Below are 18,552 nucleotides of genomic sequence, written 5' to 3'. Positions count from 1 at the left end.
CATGACCGACCATATTGCGGGGAAATCCATCGTCGTGACCGGTGCCGGAGGCGGCTTCGGCCGTCTCGTGTGCGAAAAGGCTGGGGCGCGCGGAGCGAAGTTGACCTGCGCCGATATCGACCTCGCCGCTGCCGAAGCGACCGCCGGGGCCGTGCGCGAAGCCGGCGGCGAAGCGCAGGCGGTGGCCTGCGATGTCCGGGAGGTCGGGGATGTGCGGGCAGCAGTCGCCGCCAGCGTCGATGCCTACGGCGGCGTGGACGTCATGCTCAACAACGCCGGCATCATGCCGCTCGCCTTCTGGGCCGACCACGAGGCGGCGCTCGACGCCTGGAACCGCTGCATCGACATCAACCTCAAGGGGATCATGCACGGGATCGTCGCGGTGCATGACCAGATGATCGCGCAGGACCGCGGGCAGGTGATCAATATCGCCAGCATCTATGGCAATTTCCCGGTCGCGGGGGCGGGCATCTATAGCGCGACCAAGGCGGCGGTGGGCTTCCTGTCGGAATCGCTGCGGGTCGAATCGCGCGGCAAGATCAAGGTGACCACGATCCGCCCGACAGGGGTCCCCACCACCGGCCTTTCCGCCACCGTCGTGAACCAGGCGGCGGGCGTCGGCATCCTTGGCCAGAACATGCCCGATTTCATGGAAATGCTCGGCCAGCTGGCTGAAGGTACCTTCCCCGCCGAGCGGCTCGACCCGGACAACATCGACTATGCCAGCCTCGCGCCCGAGCATATTGCCGATGCCGTGATCCATGTGATCGACCAGCCCTGGGGCGTCTCGATCAGCGATGTCACCGTGCGCGGCGCAGGGGATCATTTCATCCTCTGACAGCTTGCCGCGCGCCTCAAATATTGTATGCAACACTTACAATATTTGAGGGATGAGGAATGTCTGCACGGCTGATCGACGGGCGCAAGCTGGCCCGCATTTTGCGCGACGAGATGGCGCCGCGGCTGGCAGCGCTGGCCGAGCGGGGCATCACCCCCGGCCTCGCCGTGATCCTGGTTGGGGAGGACCCCGCCTCGGCGGTCTATGTCGGCAACAAGATCCGCGCCTGCGAAGCGGTCGGGTTCCATTCCAGGACCATCCGCTTCCCCGCAGAGGTGACGCAGGACGAACTGCTCGGGCGGATCGTCTCGCTCAACGCCGATCCGGAAATCCACGGCATCCTCGTCCAGCTCCCGCTGCCCGATCATATCGACATGGCGCGAGTGCTGGAAACGATCGCGGTGGAGAAGGATGTCGACGGCTTCCATCTCTACAATGTCGGCGGGCTGGTGACCGGGAGCACGATCTTCTCGCCCTGCACGCCCTATGGCGTGGTCAAGCTGCTCGAAGCCGAAGGGATCGAAATCCAGGGCCAGAACGTGGTGGTGGTCGGCGCCAGCAACATCGTCGGCAAGCCGATGGCGCTGATGCTGATGAGCCGCGGGGCGACCGTCTCGATCTGCCACATCCACACCCGCGACCTCGCCCAGTTCACCATCCTCGCCGATATCCTGGTGGTCGCGGCCGGCGTCCCCGGCCTCATCATCCCGCAGATGGTCAAGCGCGGGGCAATCGTCATTGATGTCGGGATCAACCGCATGCCAGACGGCAGCATCCGCGGCGATGTCGACTTCGAAGGGCTGAAGGAGAAGGTCGCGGCGATCACGCCCGTACCGGGCGGGGTCGGGCCGATGACGGTGACCATGCTGCTGGAAAACACGCTGCAATCGGCCGAGCGAGCCGCAGGGATCCGCTCCGAAGGGATCGAAGACCCGGTCTAGAGCAGCTCCACGCAGCCGCCGTCGACGTAGAGGTCCACCCCGTTGATGAAGCTCGCTTCCTCGCTGGCGAGGAACAGAACGGCGCGGGCGACCTCCTCCGGCGTCCCCATCCGCCCGATCGGCACAACGCCCGCAAGCATTTCGCGCATCCCGGCGATCTCTTCGGCGCTCGCATCGCGCTTGAAGATTTCGGTATCGGTCGGGCCGGGGCTGACCATGTTGACCCTGATCCGGCGCGGCAGCAGTTCCTTGCCGAGGATCCGCGCTGCCGCCCGCAGCCCCGCCTTGGCCGAGGCGTAGACGACATTACCCGGCACCGCCGAGACCGAACCGATCGAGCCGGTGATGACGATATTGCCCCCGTCACGCATCAGCGGCAGCGCCTTCTGCACCGCGAAAAACGCCCCGCGCAGATTGACGGCGTGGACGCTGTCCCAGAACTCCTCGGTCACCTGATCGACCGGGGCGAAGCCGCCGACCCCGGCGTTGACGAACAAAATGTCGATCCCGCCCAGCGCTTCCTCGATCTCCACCATCGCCGCATCGGTTTCGGCCGGCACCCCCATGTCGGCACGGATGCCCAGCGCTTCGACTTCCTCGGAAGCGGCAGAAAGCGTTGCCGTGTTGCGCCCGGTCAGCGCCAGCTTGGCCCCTTCGGCATGGAACATCCGCGCCGCCGCCAGCCCGATCCCGGCATTGCCGCCGAGGATGGCGACGCATTTCCCGTCAAACCGCACTACAGCATCCCGTTGCTGTTGGCGGACTGTTCGGGAACCGGCTGGATCACGTCCCAGTGCTCCATGACCTTGCAGCCTTCGACCCGCAGGATGTCGACCACCGCCGCGCCGCGATCATCGGCGTTTTGCTGCCACAGCGTATGGAACACCACCAGGTCGCCTTCCGCGATCACGCGCTTGATGGTGTAGCGGATATCGGGGTTCTGCTTGAAATAGGGTTCGAGGAAAGCGATCGCTGCATCACGCCCGGTCGCCGCCATCGGGTTATGCTGGATATAGTCCGGGGCGACCCAGGTCTCGAACGCCCCGCGCACGTCCTTGTCGAGATAGAACCGCTCCATGAAGGTCGTCGCGACTTCCTTGGGCGTCAGCCCGCATTCGGCAGCAACTTCGACCGGCTCACTCGCACCGGTCAGCGCCAGCATGGCGAGCGGAATGAAAAACATACGCATGGCAGTCTCCTCTCCTAGAACAGCGAATTCGGGTTGACCGGATCGGTCGGCACTTCCTGCAGCACATCCCAGTGCTCGACAATCATGCCGTCATCCAGCCGGAAGATATCGACCACCGCGAAGCCGGGATCGCCCGGCCAGCGCACGACATGGACATGGCAGATGACATGGTCGCCATCGGCAAAGCTGCGGTGGATCGTCTGCACCGCGTCCGGCGAATCCTCGGCCCGGGCATCGAGCCAGTCCTTGAGCGCCTGCACCCCCGGCGGCGCGAGCGAGGAATGCTGGATGTATTCCGGGGAAATATAACGGTCGACCGCCGCGCTATCGAGCGCCATCAGCACATCGCGATACATGTCCAGCACATGCGCCAGATTGGCCCTTTCCTGTTCGCTATGCGCCATGGCCTCTCCCCTTTTGATTGTAACGATTGTTAGTATGTGTATCCTGCGACTCGGGAGTTGGGAAGGGAGAGCCTGCTTGGATCGGGGCGCACTTTACGCGGCACTGGATGGCTATCTGGCAGCGCTGGGCCGGCAAGACGCTGGCGCAGTGCGCTGGGCGGCAGGCGCGCGCCATTCCGAGAACAACGTCATGCTCGAGCCCGGCGACGGCGTGTGGCAGACGATCGAGCGGATCGGTGACTACCAGTTGCGGTTCGCCGACGAGCAGACCGGCGGGGTCGGCTATTTCGGCACTATCATCGAACCGGGCGAGGAATCGGCCTTCAGCCTGCGGCTTAGGGTCGAGGATGACGGATGCGTTTCCGAGAGCGAAATGGTGATCGTGCGCAATTCGGACAGCGGGTTGGTGCTGCCCGATCCGAAGTTCTGGACCAAGCCGATCCTCGAATCCGACGCCGAAGCCCCGGTATCGCGCGAGGAAATGGTGCGCCTTGCCGATGGCTATTTCGAGACGCTCGAGCTTAACGACGGCGGGATCCACACCAGGTTTCACCCCGACTGCAATCGGGTCGAGAACGGGTTCCAGTCGACCAATTCGACCTCCGACTTCATGCCCACCACCCGCATGGGCTGCGAGGAGCAGTTCGCGCTGGGGTGGTATCGCTATGATGACCGGCTGCGCGGGCGGCGCTTCCCGCTGGTCGACGAACAGCGCGGGATCGTGCTGGCGCATGGTTTCATCGATCATTGCGGCAGGCTCGACCGTTACCAGCTGACCAATGGCGAATGGGTCGACAGCTTCATCCGCCGCCCGCACTCATTCTATCTCGCGGAGATCTTCAAGATCGATCACGGCATGATCTGCCAGATCGAAGCCAATTTCATCACCGTGCCCTACCACATGAAAAGCCCGTGGGACGGACAGTGAAGCGGCTGGTTCCCCTCGCCCTGTTGCTGCTGGCCGCCTGTTCTGGCGGAACCGACCCTGCACCTCCGCAGCAGGAGGTGGCCGCCGCCAACTGGACCAATCCCGGCGGTGACGCGGGCAAGACGCATCATTCGACCCTGGCGGGCATCACAAAGGAGAATGTCGGCGAGCTTGGCCTGGCATGGGAAGCCCGCCTCGGCACACAGCGCGTGCTGGAAGCGACACCTGTGGTCGTCGACGGGGTGATGTACACCAGCGGAGTTGCGGGCCGCGCCTATGCCTTCGACGCTGTGACCGGCAAGGAGCTGTGGCGGTTCGAGCCCGAGGTCGACATGCAGGTCAACCGCACGACGTGCTGCGACATGGCCAATCGCGGCGTCGCGGTGGCGAATGGTAAGGTCTATGTCGCCGCGCTCGACGCGCAGCTCTACGCGCTCGACGCGAAGACAGGCACGGTCGTGTGGCAGGCCGACACCGTCGATGACCCCGCACGCGGCGTGCATTCGACCGGCGCGCCCGAAGTTGCGGGCAATGTCGTTTTCATCGGCAATGGCGGCGCGGAATACGATGTGCGCGGCTATGTCAGCGCCTATGATCTCGACAGCGGCGAGCTGGTGTGGCGTTTTCACACCGTGCCGCGCGACCCGGCGCTGGGGCCACAAGACCACCCCGATCTCGATCAAGCGGTCAAGACCTGGGACCCCGAGAGCCGCTGGGACGTCGGCGGCGGCGGCACGGCCTGGGACGCGATCCACTACGACCCGTTGACCGGCTATGTCATCGTCGGCACCGGCAATGGCGGACCCTACCACACCGCCAAGCGCAGCCCGTCGGGCGGCGACCAGCTCTACCTCTCCTCGCTCGTCGCGCTCGATGCCGAGACCGGGCGGGTCAAATGGCACTACCAGGAGACGCCGGGCGACGACTGGGATTACACCGCCACCGCGCCGATGATCCTGACCCGGATGGAGATTGGCGGCGAGGCAGAGCGGCCGGTGCTGCTCCACGCGCCCAAGAACGGCTTCCTCTACATCATCGACCGGCGTGACGGGACACTGCTGAGCGCCAAGCCGATCGCGCGGCAGAACTGGACCAAGGGCATCGACCCCAAGACCGGCAAGCCGATCCCCAATCCCGAAGCCGCAGACTATTCGACCGGGCCGAAGATCATCTTCCCCGCCACCCCGGGCGCACGCAACTGGCATCCGGCGAGCTACGATCCGGCCAGCGGGCTATACTTTGCCCCGGTGCAGGACATGGGCAATTTGATGTTCATGACCCCGGGCGCGAAACCGCTGCGCAAGAAGGCGATCAACAATGATGCCGCGCTGATCTTTGGCCCAGATATCGAAGCCGCGCTGGCGACTTTCCCACCACCGATGCAGGAGGCGGTGCGCGCACTGCCCGCGTTCAAGGAAGTCCAGCGCCTGCCCTTCTCCAGCGAGCTGCGTGCGATCGACCCGCTCACCGGCAAGGCCAAATGGACCGTCCCGATGGAAGGCTGGCAGGATCGCGGCGGGGTACTGACCACTGCCTCCGGCCTGCTGTTCCAAGGCAACCTCGCCGGCAAGCTGCGCGTCTACGACATGGCGGACGGCACGCTGCTGAAAGAGATCGACACCGGCACCTCGATCCTCGCCGCACCGATGACCTATGAGGTCGATGGCGTGCAATATGTCGCGGTCATGGCGGCATGGGGCGGGGGCGGATATCCCTACGTCCCGCGCTATGCCGCCGCCTACAACCGCAGCAACGAAGGACGGCTGCTGGTGTTCAAGCTGGGCGGGACCGCGAAAATGGAGCTGCCCGCCGAGCGCCCTGCACTGGCTGTCGCGCCCGAAGCGCCCGCGCAAGCCGCAGGGGTCACGCCGGAGACAATCGCCAGGGGCCAGCAGCTGTTCTACTCGATCGGCTGCGCGCTGTGTCATTCGAACCAGCCGCGCTCGATGACGCCGGACCTGCGCCGGATGGCGCCTGGCAGCCACAGGGCGTTCGACCAGATCGTGCGCGGTGGGTTGCTGGTGGGCAATGGCATGCCGCGCTGGGACGACTTGCTGAGCGAAGAAGAGACCGCCGCGATCCACGCCTGGCTGATCGACGAACAGGGAAAACTCAGGGCAGAGGAACAGGCCAAGCAGGCGCGCGGGATCCCGCTCGACGCCCCCGGCCTCACGATCCTGTCGGGATATTGATGGAGAGGAAGACACCATGGAGCTGACCCTGCCACCGCGCATCAGCCCGAGCGCGTTCGATGCCGCGCTGAAGGATTTCGAAAGCGCGATCGGGCGCGGCTGGGTGCTGGCGACCGACCAGGACCGCGATGCCTACTCGGATATCTACGCGCCGGGTTCCTCCAGCCAGTGGCCGGCCTCCGCCGCTGTCGCCCCGGCCTCGACCGAGGAAGTGCAGGAGGTCGTCCGCCTCGCCAACCGGCACAAGACCCCGTTGTGGCCGGTCTCGCGCGGCAAGAACCTCGGCTATGGCACCGCTGCCCCGCGCATGCCGGGTTCGGTGGTGCTCGACCTGTCGCGGATGATGGCGGTGCGCGAACTCGATACCGAGCTCGCCTATGCCGTGATCGAGCCGGGCGTCAGCTTCATGGACATGTTTGACCACTTGACCCGCGCCGAAGCGTCGTTGTGGATGAGCGTGCCGGGCAATGGCTGGGGCTCGGTGCTGGGCAATGCGCTCGACCATGGCATGGGCTACACCCCCTATGGCCAGCACGCGAAGAACCTGTGCGGTCTCGAGGTCGTGCTACCCTCCGGCGAGCTGATGCACACCGGCATGGGGGCGATGGCCGGCAATAAGAGTGCGCATCTTTTCCCGCTCAGCTATGGCCCCGACTGGACGCATATGTTCACTCAGTCGAACATGGGTGTCGTCACCAGCGCCGGGCTGTGGCTCCAGCCCGAACCGGAGACTTCGCTGCAGCTGACCTGGGATATCCCGGAAGAGCAGGACATCGGCTGGGTCATCGACACAGTCACCCCGCTCAAGCTCGCGGGCGTGATCGACCAGAACGTGTTCATCCCCAGCTGGCTCGGCAAGATCGTGCTCAAGGGCCAGCGCAAGGATTTCTGGGACAAGGACAGCGCCATCCCCGAATGGCGGGTGCAGGAACTGCTCAAGGAGCACAGACTGGGATACTGGCAGGTGCAGGTCCGGCTCTATGGTGATGAAGGTGTCAACAAGGCCCGCGCCGAAGTGATCAAGAAGGCCTTCAAGCAGCATCTCGATGCGCCCGCCCGCGAGGACTGGTGGCGTCAGGGCGAAGAGCGCAACCAGTATGACCCGACCGTGGGCGTCCCCTCTGCCATTGCCTTGCAGATGGGCGACTGGGTCGGCGGGCGCAGCGGGCACATGGGTTTTTCGCCCGTCGTCCCGGCAACCGGCAAGAACGTGCTCGACCAGCTCGCTCGCAGCCGCAAGATCATCGCCGATCATGACGTCGACTTCTACGCCAGCTTCACTATCGGCGGACGCTTCGCCACCAACATCAACATGCTGATGTATGACCGCGACAATGCCGCCCAGGTCGCCAATATGCGCAAGCTGTTCTCGACCCTGATCGCGGAGACCGCCAAGGCCGGATATGGCGAATATCGCACGCATCTGGGCTGGATGGACGAGGTGAACGCGACCTACGATTTCAACAATGGAATCCAGCGGCGGCTCAATGAAGCGGTCAAGGACGCCATCGATCCCAACGGCATCATCGGCCCGGGCAAGCAGGGCGTGTGGCCGGCCGCCTTCCGCGACATGAAGAAGGAGGGACAGGCATGAAGAAGCTTGCCCTGATCGCCCTGCCGCTGGCACTGGCGGCCTGCGGAGGAGAGGCCCCGTCAGGTGCGCCCGAAGGGGGGCCTCCCCCTCCGCCGCCCTACCAGCTGCGGGCCGAACTGCCTGAAGGAAACCGCCTTGCCGCAAGCAACGAGGGCGAGACGCTCTATTCCAACCGCTGCGGCACTTGTCACCTGGCGGGCGGGATGGGCACCAACCTGCTGACCGTCCAACAGATGAAAGCCGGCAACTCGCCGGAGATGGGCTTGCTCACCAACCGCACGGACCTGACGGTCGACTATGTCAAGGCAGTGGTCCGCAATGGCAAGGTTGCCATGCCGCCGCTGAGCCGCGTCGAAGCGACCGATGCCGAGCTTGATGCGATCGCCGCCTTCCTGGCGAAGGACAAGTTATGACGATGGACCGGAGGACCGTCATCAAGGGCAGTGCCGCGGCGAGCGCGGCCATTGGCGTTCCAGTTGCGGCAAGGGCATCGCACCCATCCGGCGATACCGTGCTGATCTTCGACAGCCGCATCCCCGAAAGCGCGAGCTTCGCCGCCGAACGTCGCAAGGAAATGCGCCTCGTCGACATCGCCTGCGCCGACGAGCAGGGCTGGCCGATGCTGCGAGGAGCACTGCCAGAAGCGAGCGAGGTGGAAGGCCTTACCGGCTGGAGCGACTGGGTCAGCGTCCGCGGCGAGCTGGAGGCCCGCGGTTGGCGTTTCCACCGCGACAACCCGATCCCTGCGCCGCTTTCCGGCAAGGCGCACCTGTTCCGCTGGAGCCTGAAGAGAAGGAGCTGATCCGATGGGCATTTCGAGCTTCGAAGGAAAGGTAGCCTTCGTCACCGGTGGTGCTTCAGGCATTGGCCTCGGCATTGCCAAAGTGCTGGTGGAGCGCGGCGCGAAAGTCGTCATTGCCGACCTGCGGCCCGATCATATCGCGGATGCCCTCGCCTCCTTCGCCGGCGGGGCGCAGAGCAATGCAGTCAGCGCGCTTGTGCTCGATGTCTCCAACCGCGCGGCCTATCGCGACGCGGCACAGCGGATGCAGGACGAGTTCGGCGGCATCGATATCCTCGTCAACAACGCCGGGGTGGGCTTGGAAGGACCGATCCTCGATGCGACCTATGCCGATTACGACTTCGGCATGGCGGTCAATTTCGGCGGCGTGATCAACGGCTTCGTCGAGTTCATGCCGCAGATGCGCGCGCATGGGCGCGGCGGACATATCGTCTCAACCGCCTCGCTAGCGGCGGAGGTGGTCATGCCCGCACACATGGCGATTTATGCCGCGAGCAAGGCGGCGGTGTGCCACTATTGCGAGGCCGTGCGCGGCGAGCTGGCGGAACACAATATCGGTGTTTCGATCCTGCTGCCCGGCCCGGTCGCCAGCCGCATCCACGAGTGCAAGGACAACCGCCCCGAGCAGTTCCGCGAAGGCAGCGGCTACGACGCCAGCGAAGAGCGCCTGTCACGCCGGATCGTCGGCGACGACTGGATGCAGCCGGAGGAAGTCGGCAAGCTGGTATGCGACGGCATCCTTGCCAACGAGACCTATCTCGTCACCCACGGCGTGTTCAAGGATGCGCAGCGCGCCCGCGCCAAGGCGGTACTCGACGCCACTCCTGACCGGATCGAGCCGCTGCCCGATTTCGGCCGCTATCGCGACTAGTCCTGCCCGGTGATCCGCTTGGTCTCGGCCGAGGTCGAGGCCGGGCCGGTGTTACGCTTGGTCAGCCCGAAATCGGGCGGATTGCGCACGAAGGGTTCCGGATCGCCTTCGCGCACCTTGTGCCCGAACAGCGGGCTCATGCCGTCGATCCGGCCCAGCCCGCCGTAGAGGTCGAAGCCGCGGTCGATCCAGTCGCGCAGCGGCTCGTCTTCGGTCATCGGCGGGACATCGGCGACGCTGGCGCACCACAGGAAGACGCACAGTGCACGGTAATCGGCATAGTTGGGCTCGTCGCCGCCGAGCCACTTGCGTCCGCGCAGCACCGTGCGCAGCAGCTCCAGCTTGGGCAAGACCTCGGGGAACACGTCCTCGCGGCCCTTGGCCAGATCCTCCATCGGCGCGCCCCACATCCGCATGCGGCTGTCGACGATGTAGTCGATGTCTTCCGGCTTGCAGCGGTCGCGATATTGCACGGCAAAAGCGCGCGCCCACGGCCCCACGGCGGTCTGCCACAGCCAGCCTTCGAGGAATTCGATCAGCGGCTTTACGCTGGGATCGGGAATCAGCGTCGGCCGGTCGGGATATTTCTCGTCGAGATATTCCGCGATCAGCCAGCTATCGAGCACCCATTCGCCGTCGTCGACGATAGCGGGCAAGCGCTCGCTGCGCCCGCCGGTGCGGTCCATGATCCCGGTGAACCCGCCATCGACCACGTCGAGATCAAAACCCTTGTGCTTGAGCGCATATTTGGTCGCCCACACGAACGGGCTGGTGGTGCAGCCGCTGGCATGTTGCAGGTCATAGAAGGTGATCGTGTTGTTCTGAGCCATCGCAAGTCCTCTCCCGACGCGATTCGAAAATTGTTTGTGTTGCTTACAATTTGCTGCAGGCGGGCGCTGCGGTCAAGCGGCGTGGTAGAGCGCCTGCAAGGCCGGCAGCAAATGCTCCCGGTGCTCTTCCGGCACACGCTGCAACAGCCCGGCTTCGAAGGTTTCGATCTCGGCCTGGGCCTGTTCGAGTACCTTTGAACCTGCTTCCGTCAGATCGATTGCCTGCGACTTGCCGTCGAGCGCGCGGCGATGGACCAGATCCGCATCCTCCAGCCGCTTGAGCAGCGGCACCATATTGGTGCGCTTGATATCCAGCATCCGGGCGAGGTCGCTCGCGGTCACGTCGCTGCCGGTGGAAATGAGGATCATCGCCGTCACATCGGAAATCCGCAGACCCATGGGTGCCAGCCGCTCGCCCAGTTCCGCCATCATCGCGTTGGCGGCACGGCGCAAGGCATAGCCCGGCAGCGTATCCAGTCTGATCGGTTGTGACGTCATGCACCCTCGCAAGTTCGCTTGCGCCGCAATGTTAGGCAGCATAACATTCTCTAGCAAGGGAGAGTTCGATGAGCGTGACAGCCAGCATCGCCTATGCCGCGCGGACCGATTTCAAGCAGCGGTATTACGCCAACAATCATAGCCGCGACACGGTCGTGCTCGATCCGCATGACATGCCGATTGCCGATGGCCGCACGCAGGATTGCTCGCTCGACCGCGAAGGCTTCAAGCTGGTGCCGCATGTGAGCCGGGTCAGCGACTTCCGCGACCGCGATCAGGTCGCCACGGTCCACCCCGATGAGATCGTCGAGCTGCTGCTGCGCGAGACCGGGGCCGATGAAGTCCGCGTGACCGCGCCCGGCATCCTGCGCTTCAGCGAGAAATCCGGTTTGGCGGGCACGTCGGACAATTCGCATCCGGCGCGCTTCGTCCACGTCGACAGCACCGCCGACACGACCAGACGCTTCGCCGAGGAAGCCGCACCCAAGGATCGCACCGTCGCGCGCTACGCCCACTACAACGTCTGGCGAGCCTTCAGCGGGGCCCCGCAGGACGTCGGCCTCGCACTGTGCGATCACCGCTCGCTGGTGGAGGACGACTTGCTGGTGGCCGATGCCATCTTCGATCCGCCCGGCGGTGCGCCCGAGTGGGGTTTCGAAAGCTGGCTACTGGCCCACAACCCGGCGCATCGCTGGACCGCTTTCCCGATGATGACCCGCGACGAAGCGCTGATCTTCAAGAGCAGCGATTCGCAGCACCACAACCCGGCCCCGCATGTCGCCTATGACAATCCGCTGGCCCCGCCCGATGCCCCGCCACGCGCCAGCCTGGAGATGCGCGCGCTGGCCTTCTGGTACGCCTGATTCCGCGCTTGCACCCCGCGCCCCACGGGCGCATGATGCTAACAATAGTTAGTATGGGAGAGAGCAATGGGCGAGGTAGCCGGGTTTCCGAGCATCCCCGATTATGTCGGGCTGAACGCGCCGCAAGGGCAGGAATACCGCATCGACGACCTTGAGGTCGAAGGCACGATTCCGCCTGAAGTCGACGGGACATTCTTCCGCGCCGTGCCCGATCCGGCTTTCCCGCCTTTCATTCCTGACAGCGCCGCCAGCCTTTCGGGCGACGGGCTGGTTTCGGCCATTAGGTTCGAGAACGGCAAGGCCTCGATCCAGAACAAATATGTCGATACCGCCCGCCATGTCGCGGAAGTGAAGGCCGGTCACGCGCTGTTTGGCAAGTATCGCAACCCCTTCACTGACAAGCCCCAAGTGCAGGGCATGGACCGGACAGTCGCCAACACCACTCCGGTCTGGCACGCGGGCATGCTGCTGATGGCGAAGGAGGACGGGCGGCCTTACCGCGTCGATCCCGAAACACTGGAAACGCTGGGTAGCCACGATTTCGACGGCGCGCTCAAGTCGGAAACCATGACCGCGCATGTGCGGATCGATCCTGCAACCGGCACCATGTACGCCTATGGCTACGAGGCCGACGGGCTGGCGTCGAAGATGATCTCCTACATCGTCGTCAATCCCGACGGGTCGCTGCGCAGCGAGCAGATGTTCGAAGCCCCCTATTGCTCGATGATGCATGATTTCACCATCAGCGAGAACTACGCGCTGTTCCCGGTCTATCCGACCACCGCCTATCTCGAAGAGATGCGCGCTGGCGGCGACCACTGGTATCACGAACAGGACTGGCCGAGCTGGCTGGGGGTCATGCCCCGCGATGGCGATGTGGCGGACATGAAATGGTTCAAGGGACCGGTAGGCGTCCACTCGTTCCACATGATGAACTCCTGGGAAGATGCCGACGGCATGCTGCATTTCGATGCCTGCCTGTCAGACAGCAATGCCTTCCCCTTCATCCGCGAAGCTTCCGGCATCCACCTGCAACCGTGGGAGCTCAACGGGCGGCTCGCCCGCTGGACAGTCGATCCCAAGGCCAACGGCGGCGAAGTGACAGAGACGGTGATTGGACCGCCGGGTGACATGCCGATGATCCCCGCCGACCGGCAGGGTCGCCCTTATTCCCACGGCTGGATGCTGACCATGAACCCCGAGATGCAGGGTCCGCCGGTGCTGGGCGGCCCTGTCGGGGCCATGTTCAACGTGCTGATGCGGATCGATATGGCCGGCGGCCCGCCACGCGCGCTGGTGCTCGCGCCCAACGAATGCTTCAATGAAGCGGTGCATGTGCCTTCGAACGAGGAAGGGCACGAAGGCTACATGCTGACCGTCGTCGACCGGCAGACCGGGCCGGACGATTTCGAGCATGAATGCTGGATCATTCCTGCCGGCGATCCGGGGCAAGGTCCGGTCGCACGCGTGACAATCCCGCGCCGCCAGCGGGTCCAGATCCATGGCTGGTGGGTCAGCCGCGAGCAGCTGGAGGCGGCACGATGACAGCGATTTCGGGCAAGCTCGCCTTCGTTACCGGCGGCGCCTCGGGCGTCGGGCTGGGCCAGGCCAAGGCCCTGCTCCGGCGCGGGGCGCGGGTCGTCATCGCCGATATCATGCAGGACCGGCTCGATGCGGTTTGCGCCGAGTTCGAAGCCGCAGGAACGCCGGTGGTCGCGGTCAGGCTCGACCTGACCGATCTCGATGCCTACCGCGGCGTGGTCGATGCGGTCGAGGCCGAGTACGGACCGATCCAGCTGCTGTTCAACACCGCCGGGGTCTCGCAATTCGGCCCGTTGCAGGCGGCGACGATGGATGACTGGCGCTGGCAGATCGACGTCAATCTCTACGGCACGATCCATGCGCTGCAGGTGTTCCTGCCGCGGATGCTGGAGCGCGGCGATGACAACCACATCATCGTCACCGCCTCCATGTCGGCCTTCCTCTCGCTGCCCGGGTGCGGGATCTACACCGCCACCAAGATGGCCCAGCGCGGGCTGACCGAAAGCCTCGCCTGGGACCTGGAAGGGACCAATATCCACGTCTCGCTGCTGTGCCCCGGGGCAGTGAACACCAATATCCACCAGAGCCTGCGCGCGCGGCCGGCGCATCTCAAGGACACCGGCTTCTACACCGGCACCGAGGAAGACGAGGCCCGGCTGAAAGCGGTGATCGAGCACGGCATGGAGCCAGAGCGGCTCGCCGGATACGTGATGGAAGCAGTCGAAGCCAACCGCTTCTACATCCTGCCCTACCCCGAATTCCGCGCTCCGCTGGAGGACCTGCAGGCCGAGGTGATGGGCGCGCTGGCGCGGCCAGAAGACGATCCCGAATACGAGATGCGGATCAGCAAGGGCGTGCCGGGCGGCTCCGACAAGCAATGAGCCGGATCGTCATTACCGGGGCCTCGGGCCAGTACGGGTCGCTGCTCACCGACAAGCTCGTCGCGCTTGGCCTCGCCGAGCAATTGATCCTCATCACCCGTACACCGGCCAAGCTGGCGGAGCGCGAGGCGCAAGGCTGCACTGTGCGCTATGGCGATTTCGACAAGCCCGACACGCTGGCCGCAGCCGTTGCCGGAGCGGACAGGATGTTGCTGATCTCAGGCACGCGGGTCGGCGCGCGGGTGGTGCAGCACAAGGCAGCCATCGACGCAGCGGCAGCGGCAGGCGTGCGGCACATTGCCTATACCAGCTTCATCGGCATCGATGATCCGGCCAATCCTGCCGAGGTCCGGCACGATCATATCGAAACTGAAAACCTCATCCGCGCATCGGGCATGCAGTGGACCATGCTGCGCGATGCCCACTATGCCGATGCCATGATCGTCATGGCCGGGCCGGGTGTGATGCAGACCGGGAAATGGATCAGTAATGCCGGCAGTGGGCGCGAAGCGATGGTGTGGCGCGAGGATTGCGTCAACTGTGCCCTAGCCGTGTTGACCGGAGACGGGCACGAAGGGAAAATCTACAACATCACCGGTCCGAAGCTGGAGACCTTCGCCGAAGTCGCGGCGACCATGGCGGAGGTGACGGGCGTGCCGGTCGAATATGTTGCCGTCGATGACGACGCCCAATATGCGATGTTCGACGCCATGGGCATCCCGCGCCGCCCGGTAGACGACCAGTCCGTCAACGGCATCCCGTGGAATTCGGACGACATGGTCACTTTCGGCCAGGCCATCCGCGAGGGCTTCCTCGAAGTGTGCACCAACGACGTCGAACGGCTGACGGGAAGGCCTGCCCGTTCGACCCGGCAGATGATCGAGGAAAACGCCGAAATGCTGCAGGCAGCGGCTCAGGCAGTCGCAGAGTAATAGAGCACGCAGCCGGGCAACATCACGCCCTCTTTGCCGGCGAAGGGGGCCAGCGCTTCCTTCAGCGCCGCCATCGGCGCCGCGCGGTCGACGCCCTGCTCGTCCATCATCGCCCCGACATCGAGCGCCGACATCACGAAATCCGCCGCATCATCGAGGCTCGCCCCCGGCCCGCCGAGCGGCTGCAACTGCTCGATGGTCTCGACCGAGACATCCGAGAAACCTGCCCCCTCCAGCATGGCCGTGGTCGCTGCGGTATCGCACAGGCGAAATGGCCCGGGCCCGTCCATGTCGCGCTCGGGCAGTTCGACGAACTGGCTCATCGTGCCCATCACGATACCCATCCACGGGTTGAGGTCAGGCGCCGCCCAGGCATAGAAGTTCAATCCCGCACCCGGCTTGGCCATGGCATGCAAATGGCCGAAGGCCGCTGCGGTGTCATCGAAGAACATCACCCCGAAGGCCGACACGATCCGGTCATAGGGTGCGCTCGCAGGAGTCGCCGAAGAAGCATCGCCGGTCGCAAAGGCCAGATTGGCATGGCCCGCAGCCGAAGCCCGCTTTCGGGCCAGTTCAATCAATTGTGGCGCGATATCGAGGCCTGTGACGTGCCCTTCCGGCCCGACTTTTTCCGCCAGCAGCAGCGACAGCGGCCCGCCCCCGCAGCCGACATCGAGGATGGTCTCGCCCGACGCCGGGTCGATCGTCTCCGCCAGCCGCCGGTGCAGCAACGACAGCATCCCTTCGAAACTGTCGATATTGGCCAGCCAGCGGTCACCGGTCTTGCCTTGCCAGTCTTCCATGTCGCGTTCGGCCATTTCGGTTCCTCAGGTCAGAGCAAAGTAGCGGACGAAATTGCCATCGGGCCGGCGCTCGCCGACGCCGATGAAAACATGGCGGTTGAGCCAGTCGTGCTTGCCCTGCGTGGTTTCGAAGGTCGGCTGGGCGCGCAGGTAGTAATCGCCGTGATCGACCGGCGGCCCGCCTTCGAAGGCCCAGGCGCGCAGCCGCTGCATCGCATCGGGCTTGCGCCCCCATATATAACCGCGGTTCTGCATCAGGATGATGGTCCCGTCATCGCATTCGAGCAGGTAGCGCGCATCGAACACACCGGTGTCGTTGTCGCGGAAATGGGCATAGTCGCCGCCCGAGTTGGGGATCGCCTTGCCCGACAAAGAAGGTCCTTCGAAGCGGCCTTCATCGACCAGCACCGCCGTACGCATCCCGCCATTGGGAACGTCGGGGATCTGGAAAACACGGGTGAACATCAACCTGCATTCGAAGGCGAATTCGAGATGCGGCTGCTCCAGTGTGGAATAGGTCGAATAGTCCATCACGGCTTCCTTGCAGTGACCAGTGAATAGTACCCGCCGCCAGTGCGCTGAGCCTCGACATCGACGAATCCGGCCCCTTCGAGGATGTCCTCGAACTCGCGCAGCGTATACTGCTTGCCGCGGGTGCCGAGCAGCATGAGGACGGAGAACGCAGCGGCGATCAGCGGGCCTGTCCCGTCATCGTCCATGAGGATTTCATGCAGCACGATCCGCCCGCCCGAAGGCAGCGCATCGAAACTCTTCTTCGCCAAGAGGCGGTTGGTTTTCTCCGACCAGTCGTGAAAGATATTGGAGAAGAAATGCGCGTCGTATCCCGTGGGCCAGTCCTGCCGGAACATGTCGACCGCGACGGTATCGACCCGCTCGCCGATCCCGGCGCTGTCGATATAAGCCTGCGCTGCTTCGCACATGGTGTCGATCTCGAGGATCTTTGCCTTCAGATCGGGCCATTGCCTTGCCAGTTCGATCGCGAAGACGCCCGAACCACCGCCAACGTCGAGAAGTGTGCCCACCCCGTCCCACAGCGGCATCCGCGCCACGGCGAGCGAATTGGCAACGCTGTGCGAATGCATGAAGGCGGCGATGCCCCGAGCCTGTTCCAGCGGCAGCGCGCCGCGTTCCCATTCCTCGACATTGCTCGCGTGCCCCTCGCGCCCCTGCGCCTCGCCCGAACGGAGCGCCGAGAGCATCTGCTGGTGCAGCGGGTAGTTGTTCTTGAAGCCGCCCAGCAGCGGGCCGTAGTAGCCCGCGCCATCGGGATGCATCCAGGTCCGCGCCATCGCGGTTGCGCGCCATTTCCCGAGCCGCCGCTCGACCATGCCCAGCGCGGCCAAAAGGCCCAGCTGGATCCCCAGCGCGCGTTCATCGACTTCGAGTTCGCGGGCGAGCGTGCCGGTGTCCTTGGCCTTGCCGGAAATTGCCGCGAAGGTCCCGACTTGATCGGCCACCGTGACTACGGGCAGGAAATAGGGCGAAAGCCAGAGGTGCCAGAAGGCGCCATCGTCGCTGGTGGGCGGAAGCGCGCTCATGCCGGTTCTCCGGCGCTGCCATCGCGGGTGAAATAGGCCACGCCGCGGAACTCCATGCTCTTGCGGATCTTCGCATCGGGCCTTGTGGTGTCGTGGAAAGCCGTGTGCGGGCAGCGCCAGACGCGCGAATGGTCGCTGTCATGGAACTTGATGAAGATCACTTCGTCGCGCGTCATGTCGGGATAATAGTACCAGCGGTGATCGGGCGAGTGATGGAAGATGGTTGCCGCGACCATGTCCTCCTCGCCTTCGATCGGCGCGAACAGTGCCTCGCCGGTGGGGATTTCATCGACGTCGACCTTGGTGTTGTGCGTGCCTTCGTCGTCGCGCACGCTGGATCCATCGCACAGCGCCAGCGGCCAGTTCTGCGGCGGATCGGAAATCACCCGCCACAGCGAGAAGCAGATGAAGCGATCATAGCCCGCGCCATCGGGTCGTTCCTTGCGATAGAGCATTTCGGCCAGCCGCTGGGCCGACTTGGTGGTGAAATCGACGTGGGCCTCGCCTGCTGGCGGTTGCCATACGCTGCTGGTCTGGCCCGAAGTGCGGACCATGCCGCCCATGGTGACGACCATGTCCGCGCCGGTCATCTTCATCACCTGCTCGCGCACCTCGGCGGCATAGGCGCTGTCACCGGCGTAGTTGGCTTCCCAATCGGTGATCGCCGTCTCGTGCTTGGCGAGCGTAAAGCCATGCTCGTCAAGGTTGAACGGGCCATCCTTGCGCGCGTTGCGGATGGTGACCGGATAGGGATCATACTCGCCGGTGTTGTATTCCGCACCGGGCGCCCAGAACCGCCGGTTGATGAGGCTGGTCGGCCTCAGGTACTGGATTTCGACGTCGATGGCGTCGGTGGCTGCGCTCATTGTCCCTCTCCCAGACTGC

The 18,552-nt window shown here is 64.6% G+C and carries 21 protein-coding genes; 12 read left to right on the top strand and 9 right to left on the bottom strand.

The window, feature by feature from the left end:
* Position 1: 1 nt before the first annotated feature.
* Together QPW08_RS03315 and folD are read left to right on the top strand one after the other, a co-directional pair.
* Complete coding sequence (locus QPW08_RS03315; RefSeq protein ID WP_284124325.1) at positions 2 to 838, top strand: SDR family oxidoreductase; 837 nt, start codon at positions 2 to 4, stop codon at positions 836 to 838.
* A gap of 59 nt (positions 839 to 897) precedes the next feature.
* Positions 898 to 1,779 carry a bifunctional methylenetetrahydrofolate dehydrogenase/methenyltetrahydrofolate cyclohydrolase FolD gene (gene folD, locus QPW08_RS03310; RefSeq protein WP_284124324.1) on the top strand — a complete coding sequence of 294 codons (882 nt, stop codon included), beginning with the start codon at positions 898 to 900 and terminating at the stop codon, positions 1,777 to 1,779.
* On the opposite strand, the gene QPW08_RS03305 is transcribed toward folD, so the two are convergent.
* From QPW08_RS03305 to QPW08_RS03295, 3 genes are read right to left on the bottom strand one after another with little or no spacing between them, the layout of a single operon-like run.
* A complete protein-coding gene (locus QPW08_RS03305; RefSeq protein WP_284124323.1) occupies positions 1,776 to 2,516 on the bottom strand; it encodes an SDR family oxidoreductase in 741 nt (246 codons plus the stop codon). The genes folD and QPW08_RS03305 overlap by 4 nt on opposite strands.
* Complete coding sequence (locus tag QPW08_RS03300) at positions 2,516 to 2,968, bottom strand: nuclear transport factor 2 family protein (protein WP_284124322.1); 453 nt, start codon at positions 2,966 to 2,968, stop codon at positions 2,516 to 2,518. Before QPW08_RS03300 ends, QPW08_RS03305 begins: the two co-directional genes overlap by 1 nt.
* A 14-nt stretch (positions 2,969 to 2,982) precedes the next feature.
* The gene (locus QPW08_RS03295; protein ID WP_284124321.1) at positions 2,983 to 3,372 is read right to left on the bottom strand and encodes a nuclear transport factor 2 family protein; all 390 of its coding nucleotides are present in this window, start codon (positions 3,370 to 3,372) and stop codon (positions 2,983 to 2,985) included.
* A gap of 76 nt (positions 3,373 to 3,448) precedes the next feature.
* Between QPW08_RS03295 and QPW08_RS03290 the strand changes: the two genes are divergently transcribed.
* From QPW08_RS03290 to QPW08_RS03265, 6 genes are read left to right on the top strand one after another with little or no spacing between them, the layout of a single operon-like run.
* On the top strand, positions 3,449 to 4,300 hold the full coding sequence (locus QPW08_RS03290) for a hypothetical protein (RefSeq protein ID WP_284124320.1): 852 nt from the start codon (positions 3,449 to 3,451) through the stop codon (positions 4,298 to 4,300).
* Entirely contained in the window at positions 4,285 to 6,492 is a 2,208-nt protein-coding gene (locus QPW08_RS03285) for a PQQ-dependent dehydrogenase, methanol/ethanol family (protein WP_284124319.1), read from the top strand. The genes QPW08_RS03290 and QPW08_RS03285 overlap by 16 nt, the downstream gene beginning before the upstream one ends.
* A 16-nt stretch (positions 6,493 to 6,508) precedes the next feature.
* Positions 6,509 to 8,086, top strand: coding sequence for an FAD-binding oxidoreductase (locus QPW08_RS03280; RefSeq protein WP_284124318.1), 1,578 nt, complete (start codon positions 6,509 to 6,511; stop codon positions 8,084 to 8,086).
* Entirely contained in the window at positions 8,083 to 8,499 is a 417-nt protein-coding gene (locus QPW08_RS03275) for a c-type cytochrome (protein WP_284124317.1), read from the top strand. The genes QPW08_RS03280 and QPW08_RS03275 overlap by 4 nt, the downstream gene beginning before the upstream one ends.
* A 2-nt stretch (positions 8,500 to 8,501) precedes the next feature.
* Positions 8,502 to 8,888 (top strand): hypothetical protein, encoded by a 387-nt coding sequence (locus QPW08_RS03270; protein WP_284124316.1) that lies wholly within the window; start codon positions 8,502 to 8,504, stop codon positions 8,886 to 8,888.
* A 4-nt stretch (positions 8,889 to 8,892) separates the two neighbouring features.
* Positions 8,893 to 9,759, top strand: coding sequence for an SDR family NAD(P)-dependent oxidoreductase (locus QPW08_RS03265; RefSeq protein ID WP_284124315.1), 867 nt, complete (start codon positions 8,893 to 8,895; stop codon positions 9,757 to 9,759).
* On the opposite strand, the gene QPW08_RS03260 is transcribed toward QPW08_RS03265, so the two are convergent.
* Together QPW08_RS03260 and QPW08_RS03255 are read right to left on the bottom strand one after the other, a co-directional pair.
* On the bottom strand, positions 9,756 to 10,589 hold the full coding sequence (locus QPW08_RS03260) for a beta-etherase (RefSeq protein WP_284124314.1): 834 nt from the start codon (positions 10,587 to 10,589) through the stop codon (positions 9,756 to 9,758). The genes QPW08_RS03265 and QPW08_RS03260 overlap by 4 nt on opposite strands.
* A 72-nt stretch (positions 10,590 to 10,661) precedes the next feature.
* Positions 10,662 to 11,087: a MarR family winged helix-turn-helix transcriptional regulator gene (locus tag QPW08_RS03255; protein WP_284124313.1), complete on the bottom strand. Its 426-nt coding sequence runs from the start codon at positions 11,085 to 11,087 to the stop codon at positions 10,662 to 10,664.
* A 68-nt stretch (positions 11,088 to 11,155) separates the two neighbouring features.
* Here QPW08_RS03255 and QPW08_RS03250 point away from each other — a divergent pair, with 68 nt between their 5' ends.
* The 4 genes from QPW08_RS03250 (at position 11,156) to QPW08_RS03235 (ending at position 15,305) form a co-directional block, all read left to right on the top strand.
* The gene (locus QPW08_RS03250) at positions 11,156 to 11,950 is read left to right on the top strand and encodes a CmcJ/NvfI family oxidoreductase (protein WP_284124312.1); all 795 of its coding nucleotides are present in this window, start codon (positions 11,156 to 11,158) and stop codon (positions 11,948 to 11,950) included.
* Between the two features lie 66 nt (positions 11,951 to 12,016).
* On the top strand, positions 12,017 to 13,495 hold the full coding sequence (locus tag QPW08_RS03245) for a carotenoid oxygenase family protein (RefSeq protein ID WP_284124311.1): 1,479 nt from the start codon (positions 12,017 to 12,019) through the stop codon (positions 13,493 to 13,495).
* Positions 13,492 to 14,373, top strand: coding sequence for an SDR family NAD(P)-dependent oxidoreductase (locus QPW08_RS03240; protein ID WP_284124310.1), 882 nt, complete (start codon positions 13,492 to 13,494; stop codon positions 14,371 to 14,373). The genes QPW08_RS03245 and QPW08_RS03240 overlap by 4 nt, the downstream gene beginning before the upstream one ends.
* Positions 14,370 to 15,305, top strand: coding sequence for an NAD(P)H-binding protein (locus QPW08_RS03235; protein WP_284124309.1), 936 nt, complete (start codon positions 14,370 to 14,372; stop codon positions 15,303 to 15,305). The genes QPW08_RS03240 and QPW08_RS03235 overlap by 4 nt, the downstream gene beginning before the upstream one ends.
* Here QPW08_RS03235 and QPW08_RS03230 read toward each other — a convergent pair.
* From QPW08_RS03230 to QPW08_RS03215, 4 genes are read right to left on the bottom strand one after another with little or no spacing between them, the layout of a single operon-like run.
* Entirely contained in the window at positions 15,287 to 16,123 is an 837-nt protein-coding gene (locus QPW08_RS03230) for a class I SAM-dependent methyltransferase (protein ID WP_284124308.1), read from the bottom strand. The two genes, QPW08_RS03235 and QPW08_RS03230, sit on opposite strands and share 19 nt — an antisense overlap.
* Positions 16,124 to 16,132: 9 nt before the next feature.
* Positions 16,133 to 16,639, bottom strand: coding sequence for a DUF3237 domain-containing protein (locus tag QPW08_RS03225; protein WP_284124307.1), 507 nt, complete (start codon positions 16,637 to 16,639; stop codon positions 16,133 to 16,135).
* Positions 16,639 to 17,667, bottom strand: a complete 1,029-nt coding sequence (locus QPW08_RS03220; protein ID WP_284124306.1) for a methyltransferase — start codon at positions 17,665 to 17,667, stop codon at positions 16,639 to 16,641. The genes QPW08_RS03225 and QPW08_RS03220 overlap by 1 nt, the downstream gene beginning before the upstream one ends.
* On the bottom strand, positions 17,664 to 18,533 hold the full coding sequence (locus QPW08_RS03215) for a CmcJ/NvfI family oxidoreductase (RefSeq protein ID WP_284124305.1): 870 nt from the start codon (positions 18,531 to 18,533) through the stop codon (positions 17,664 to 17,666). The genes QPW08_RS03220 and QPW08_RS03215 overlap by 4 nt, the downstream gene beginning before the upstream one ends.
* Positions 18,534 to 18,552: the final 19 nt, after the last annotated feature.

The organism is Parerythrobacter aestuarii (assembly GCF_030140925.1).
Classification (GTDB): Bacteria; Pseudomonadota; Alphaproteobacteria; order Sphingomonadales; family Sphingomonadaceae; genus Parerythrobacter; species Parerythrobacter aestuarii.
Note: the sequence above shows the minus strand (reverse complement) of the source record. Positions and strands in the feature narration are given on the sequence as shown.

Coding starts and splice junctions, on each gene's coding strand:
- QPW08_RS03280 (WP_284124318.1), top strand. CDS start 6,509: ATGGAGCTGACCCTGCCACCGCGCATCAGCCCGAGCGCGTTCGATGCC.
- QPW08_RS03270 (WP_284124316.1), top strand. CDS start 8,502: ATGGACCGGAGGACCGTCATCAAGGGCAGTGCCGCGGCGAGCGCGGCC.
- QPW08_RS03255 (WP_284124313.1), bottom strand. CDS start 11,087: ATGACGTCACAACCGATCAGACTGGATACGCTGCCGGGCTATGCCTTG.
- QPW08_RS03235 (WP_284124309.1), top strand. CDS start 14,370: ATGAGCCGGATCGTCATTACCGGGGCCTCGGGCCAGTACGGGTCGCTG.
- QPW08_RS03315 (WP_284124325.1), top strand. CDS start 2: ATGACCGACCATATTGCGGGGAAATCCATCGTCGTGACCGGTGCCGGA.
- QPW08_RS03275 (WP_284124317.1), top strand. CDS start 8,083: ATGAAGAAGCTTGCCCTGATCGCCCTGCCGCTGGCACTGGCGGCCTGC.
- QPW08_RS03225 (WP_284124307.1), bottom strand. CDS start 16,639: ATGGACTATTCGACCTATTCCACACTGGAGCAGCCGCATCTCGAATTC.
- folD (WP_284124324.1), top strand. CDS start 898: ATGTCTGCACGGCTGATCGACGGGCGCAAGCTGGCCCGCATTTTGCGC.
- QPW08_RS03245 (WP_284124311.1), top strand. CDS start 12,017: ATGGGCGAGGTAGCCGGGTTTCCGAGCATCCCCGATTATGTCGGGCTG.
- QPW08_RS03260 (WP_284124314.1), bottom strand. CDS start 10,589: ATGGCTCAGAACAACACGATCACCTTCTATGACCTGCAACATGCCAGC.
- QPW08_RS03265 (WP_284124315.1), top strand. CDS start 8,893: ATGGGCATTTCGAGCTTCGAAGGAAAGGTAGCCTTCGTCACCGGTGGT.
- QPW08_RS03250 (WP_284124312.1), top strand. CDS start 11,156: ATGAGCGTGACAGCCAGCATCGCCTATGCCGCGCGGACCGATTTCAAG.
- QPW08_RS03220 (WP_284124306.1), bottom strand. CDS start 17,667: ATGAGCGCGCTTCCGCCCACCAGCGACGATGGCGCCTTCTGGCACCTC.
- QPW08_RS03215 (WP_284124305.1), bottom strand. CDS start 18,533: ATGAGCGCAGCCACCGACGCCATCGACGTCGAAATCCAGTACCTGAGG.
- QPW08_RS03240 (WP_284124310.1), top strand. CDS start 13,492: ATGACAGCGATTTCGGGCAAGCTCGCCTTCGTTACCGGCGGCGCCTCG.
- QPW08_RS03230 (WP_284124308.1), bottom strand. CDS start 16,123: ATGGCCGAACGCGACATGGAAGACTGGCAAGGCAAGACCGGTGACCGC.
- QPW08_RS03295 (WP_284124321.1), bottom strand. CDS start 3,372: ATGGCGCATAGCGAACAGGAAAGGGCCAATCTGGCGCATGTGCTGGAC.
- QPW08_RS03300 (WP_284124322.1), bottom strand. CDS start 2,968: ATGCGTATGTTTTTCATTCCGCTCGCCATGCTGGCGCTGACCGGTGCG.